At 28.4% G+C, this 5,523-nt stretch carries 7 protein-coding genes; 6 read left to right on the top strand and 1 reads right to left on the bottom strand.

Annotated features, from left to right (window positions below):
* From Q0V15_RS11490 to Q0V15_RS11510, 5 genes are all read left to right on the top strand, one after another.
* A partial coding sequence (locus tag Q0V15_RS11490; RefSeq protein ID WP_297439138.1) for a PH domain-containing protein occupies positions 1-1,062 on the top strand: 1,062 nt, incomplete at its 5' end.
* On the top strand, positions 1,022-1,498 hold the full coding sequence (gene ybaK, locus Q0V15_RS11495; RefSeq protein WP_297439140.1) for a Cys-tRNA(Pro) deacylase: 477 nt from the start codon (positions 1,022-1,024) through the stop codon (positions 1,496-1,498). The genes Q0V15_RS11490 and ybaK, both read left to right, overlap by 41 nt.
* 107 nt (positions 1,499-1,605) lie before the next feature.
* Positions 1,606-2,559: a dipeptidase gene (locus tag Q0V15_RS11500; protein WP_297439142.1), complete on the top strand. Its 954-nt coding sequence runs from the start codon at positions 1,606-1,608 to the stop codon at positions 2,557-2,559.
* 23 nt (positions 2,560-2,582) lie between these two features.
* Positions 2,583-3,320: an elongation factor P 5-aminopentanone reductase gene (locus tag Q0V15_RS11505; protein ID WP_297439145.1), complete on the top strand. Its 738-nt coding sequence runs from the start codon at positions 2,583-2,585 to the stop codon at positions 3,318-3,320.
* Between the two features lie 104 nt (positions 3,321-3,424).
* A complete protein-coding gene (locus Q0V15_RS11510) occupies positions 3,425-3,835 on the top strand; it encodes a hypothetical protein (RefSeq protein WP_297439148.1) in 411 nt (136 codons plus the stop codon).
* A 54-nt stretch (positions 3,836-3,889) separates the two neighbouring features.
* Here Q0V15_RS11510 and Q0V15_RS11515 read toward each other — a convergent pair whose 3' ends face one another.
* Positions 3,890-4,765, bottom strand: coding sequence for an LD-carboxypeptidase (locus Q0V15_RS11515; RefSeq protein ID WP_297439150.1), 876 nt, complete (start codon positions 4,763-4,765; stop codon positions 3,890-3,892).
* A gap of 162 nt (positions 4,766-4,927) precedes the next feature.
* Between Q0V15_RS11515 and Q0V15_RS11520 the strand changes: the two genes are divergently transcribed.
* A partial coding sequence (locus tag Q0V15_RS11520; RefSeq protein ID WP_297439153.1) for a peptidylprolyl isomerase occupies positions 4,928-5,523 on the top strand: 596 nt, incomplete at its 3' end.

Here is a 5,523-nt window from a genome sequence, read left to right on the forward strand (position 1 = left end):
TGTAGTGAAAGTATTGAAAACATTGAAACTGTTGAAAAGATAAATAAAAATTTAATAAAAGATAATATTATATATACTAACATTCCAAAAAATAAAGATTTGTTTTTATGTGGATTAACTTCAGGTGGAATATTCTTTGGTGTATTTATACTTTTTCAAGGAGCATTTTTTGCAATGGAGATTGGACTTGATAAAATTTTAGATAGCACTATGGATTATGCAATAAACACTATAGGTGGTATTAATATTTTTACAGTTATAGGACTAGCTATTTTAGTGTTTATAATAATTATGGGGGGAATAGGTCTGTTTTGGATTTTGAAGTTTAAAAACTTTACACTTTCTGTTACAGATAAAAAAGTTAATATAAAATATGGATTTTTTACTGTGAAAGAGTATGATTTTTATATTGATGATATAAAAGCAGTTATGGTAAATTCAAATCCTATAAGACAACTTTTTTCATATTCAGAAATAAAGCTTGAGGTTAAAGGTTATAGAGGTGGTGGGATTGGTAGTATTATGCTTTTACCGTTTGTTAAAAATTCAGAGGTTAATAATATATTAGGTGAATTTTTAGGGGAGTTTGTTATAGATGGAGAAGAAGAAAAATTTACTAAAGGAAAACTATACTTTTTAGGAAAGCCTATCATGTACAATTTTATTTTTAGTATTATATTATTTATGATGTTTGATAGTTTTTATGTTTTTCTTTGGAATCTATTTTCTATAGTTAATATCATAAGTAGGGTAGTAGTTATAAAAAATATGGCTCTTGTATATAATGATAAAATTATAAGTGGAACATCAGGTGGTTTTTATAAACAAAACAAAAGGTTTAGAGCATCTGCAATTCAATCTATACAAGTGAAACAAACTCCATATAAAAACAAACTAAATATAGCAGATATTGTGATAATGTATTATAGTGAAGTTAGTGCTGGAATAGATTTAAGGCATTTAAGTAAGGAAAATCTACAACAGCTAGGAAGAGTTTCAAGAGGATTGGGAGTTGATACAAATGAAAATAAGCAAGACGAATGCTATGAGAATTTTAGATAGTGCAAAGGTATCATATGAAATGAGAGAGTATGATTCAAGTGATGGTCATATTGATGGACTTGCAGTAGCACATAAAGTTGGGAAAAATCCAGAAGAGGTTTTTAAAACTTTGGTTACAGTAGGACATAGCAGGGCTAATTATGTTTTTGTTATACCAGTAGCAGAAGAACTTGATATGAAAAAAGCTGCAAAATCAGTTAGTGAAAAAAATATTGAGATGATTCATGTTAAGGATATAACTAAGATAACAGGATATATAAGAGGTGGATGTTCACCAGTTGGAATGAAAAAAGCTTTTAAAACAAGGATTCATTCTAGTGCACAGGCTTTAGATGTTATGATTGTTTCAGGTGGAAAGATAGGGCTTCAAATGGATATTTGTCCAATGGATTTTAAAAAGGTTATAGATGTAGAATTTGCAGATATAATTAAATAGTTTATTTAGGTATGTAATTTGATATTGCATACCTATTTCATTCGCAAAAATACATAGAGTGGTTATATAATAGAAATATAGAATAACGCAAGAGGAGATTTATATAAATGGAATTTATAGATTTACATTCAGATACTGCTATGCACATATATGAGTTTGATAAGAAACTTTCAAAAAATGATATTTGCATTGATATAGAAAAGTTAAAAAATGGACAAGCTTTAGCACAGTTTTTTGCTATGTTTATAGAAAAAGATAGAGGGTTTGATTCTTATGATTATTGCAAAGCTATGCTTTCTAAATTTAAGAAAGAGATTGAGATAAATAAAAATGAAATATCTCTTTGTAGAAATTACAGTGATTTAGAAATTGCTAAAAGGGAAAATAAAATAGGTGCATTTTTAACTATTGAAGAGGGAGATGCAATTAAAGGTGATATAGAAAAACTTCGTGAGTTTAAAAAAGAAGGAATATCACTTATGACTCTTACTTGGAATTTTGAAAATGATTTAGGTTTCCCTAATGCAGGATTTAAGTTTAAGGATAAAGGGCTTAAGGATAAGGGAATAGAAATTGTAGATGAAATGAATAAGCTAGGTATGCTTATAGATGTATCACATTTATCAGATGCAGGGTTTTATGATTGTATAAAATATTCAAAACAGCCTATAATAGCATCACATTCTAATGCAAGAGTTCAAAGTCCACACCCAAGAAATTTAACTGATGATATGCTAAGAAAGCTTTCAAATAATGGTGGAATTACAGGGATTAATTTTTGCAGTGCATTTTTAATTAATAGAAATGATGTTTTAGACTCAGAAATGGCTAGAATAGATGATATGACAAGACATATAAAACATATAAGGAATATAGCCGGAATTGATGTAATAGCTCTAGGGAGTGATTTTGATGGCATAGAGAATGATGTGGAGATAAAGGATGCTAGTCAAATGATGAAACTTGCAGATGCTTTAAGTAAAGAAGGCTTTAATATAACGGAAATAGAAAAGATTTTTAGTGGGAATGCTATAAGAATAATAAAAGATGTTTTAAAATAATTAGAAGATTAGGAGATAGGAAAATGAGTTTTAAAGGAAAAGTTGCAATTATAACAGGTGGGACAAGAGGAATAGGAAGAGGTATAGCATTAGAACTTGCAAGTAAAGGGGCAAGTCTTGTTTTAAATTATAATTCAAATGATGAAGAGGCTATAAAAACTTTAGATATGATAAAAGAAATTGGTGGTTATGGAATTTTAGTAAAGGCATCAGTTGGAACTTCTAGTGGATGCAAGGAAATAATTGAAACTGCTAAAAGAGAGTTTGGGAAGATTGATTTCCTTATAAATAATGCAGGGATATCAAAAGTGGGGTTATTTATGGATTCAGATGATGAAATGATAGATGAAATTTTTGATACTAACTTAAAAGGTGTTATAAATACTTCAAGATATGCAATAGAGGAGCTTATAAAAACTAAGGGAAGTATAGTTAATATATCTTCAATATGGGGAAATGTTGGTGCATCTTGTGAGGTGTTATATTCAACAACTAAAGGTGCTATAAATATATTTACAAAATCACTTGCAAAAGAAATGGCTATGTCTGGTGTTAGAGTAAATTGTGTTGCACCAGGGGTTATTGAAACAGAAATGAATTCTTGGATGAATGCTGATGATAGACAAGATTTAGAAGAGGAAATACCAATGAATAGATTTGGGACAGTAGATGAAGTTGCAAAGACTGTAAGTTTCTTATGTTCAAATGATTCAAGTTATATAACAGGACAAATTATAACTGTTGATGGTGGAATGCTTTAATATTATAGATAAATTGAAAAAATAATACTCAAAAATACTCTGATAGTATATAATATTTAAATATAAAGTACATATTTAAATTCATAAACTAAGGAGAAAATAAGATGATTGAAGCAAGTAAATGGATAAAAGAGAACATAACAAATAGTGATAAAAGTGATATTAGAAGAAGACTTAAAGGTGCTATAAACTTTAAGACAACTCAAAATGAATTATTAGAAGAAGAATCAAACATAACAGGGAAATATACAATTCTTGGATTTAGTGTAAAAGAGCTTGGAAGAACAGCAGGAGTTATGCATGGATACGAAGGTGATGCAACTGGGATATACTGCGATTACTTAGCACAGGCTATAACAGATAGATTAAGAGCAGTATATGAATTTGATGTTTTAGATGAAGAGGATTATGATTCATTAATAGCTTATGGAAAGTTCATTATGGAAGAAATAGAAAAGTTTTGCACAAGAGATGTGTATTACACATTAGAAGGATTATATAAAATATTTAAATAGATTTTAAAAATTAAAAGCTATAAATTAAGTGATTAACTTAATTTATAGCTTTTTTTAAGTTAGGGTACAAGATGCACCAATAGCAATACATTTAGCATCACTTCCATGCCCTAGCATTTGTGTTTTAGCTATTGGAATAATATTATCCTCACCAAGAATTTCAAGTAACATATCAGAAACACTGGGTTTTATATTATTAAGTTCCATTTCTGTAAAACTACCAAGAATAATTCCTTTTAAATCATCAAATGCACCAATTTGCTTATATTGATGTAAATAAGTATATATTTTTGCAGAGTTTCCACTATAAGCTTCTAAGAATAAAACTTTACCAGCAAAGCTTGGCATATATTTTGTTCCAGCAAGTTTTAAGGTACATCTTATATTTCCACCAACAACAATACCTCTAAGAGATTTTCCCGTTATAAAGTCATAATCAAATTTAAATAAATCATTAGAACTACCCATAAGGGTATCTTTGAATAATTTAATTTGTTCTTTTTTGAAATCACCTATAACTAAGTTTTTAAGTTGATAATAGAAAGTTGGAAATTTAGACTTTGCAAAAATTGCATTAAGAACAGTTGATAAATCACTATAAGCAAAGAACGGTTTAGGGTGTCTTTGTATTGCTTCAAAATTTAAGTAATCTAAAATTGAATTTGATAAATCACCACCGGATAAATCAAAAATAGCTCTAATATTTTTGTTAGTAAAAAGATTATTTAAATTATCAGCTTTTTCTTTTGCAGTTTCATTAAAGGCATTAGCTTTATCATCTGAAAATAAAGTGTTTCCATAGATAACATTTAGTCCAAATCCTTCAAGAATCTTTTTAAGTTTTTTTATATTATCTTCTGTAAAAGGAGATAATCCATTTGATGCAGCAAAAAAAGCTACGGTATCATTAGGTTTTAAAATATTAGACAATAAAATCCCCTCCAAGTTTAATTGATATTATATATAAATTATAAGGTAAATTTATGTAAAGATAAAATTATTATTTTATCTTTACATATTTAAAGTAAATTTTATATATTTTGCTTATGGATAGTATATAATAAAGTTAATAAATTTGAGGGGGAGATATATATGAATAAAATTCTTATTATGGGGTTAATTATAGTACCGGTAATAGCTTTTGCAGGTTGTATGAAAGCAGATAAATCAGCACAAACTAATAAAGTTACAGAGGTAATTGAAAAGCCAGAGAAGTTACCAGAGGCAGTAATAAAGATTAAGGGATATGGAGAAATAAGAGCAGAGTTATATCCCCATAAAGCACCAAATACAGTTAATAACTTTATAGAACTTGCAGAGAGTGATTTTTATGATGGATTAAAGATACACAGACTTATAAAAGATTTTATGGCACAAGCAGGATGTCCAAAAGGAAACGGAACTGGTGATGCAGGATATTCAATTGTTGGAGAGTTTGCAAAAAATGGATTTGAAATAAATGATATAAAACATACAAAAGGTGTTTTATCAATGGCTAGAAGTAATGGGTATGATACTGGTGGAAGTCAGTTCTTTATAATGACAAGTGAAGCAAAACACCTTGATAATAATTATGCAGCATTTGGAAAAGTGATAGATGGTATGGAAGAAGTTGATAAAATAAATGTAGCTAAGGTTTCAGGTGAATCACCAGTTGAAGAAATGATTATAGAGGATATAGTTATAGA

This window comes from uncultured Clostridium sp. (genome assembly GCF_947036855.1).
Taxonomy (GTDB): domain Bacteria; phylum Bacillota; class Clostridia; order Clostridiales; family Clostridiaceae; genus Sarcina.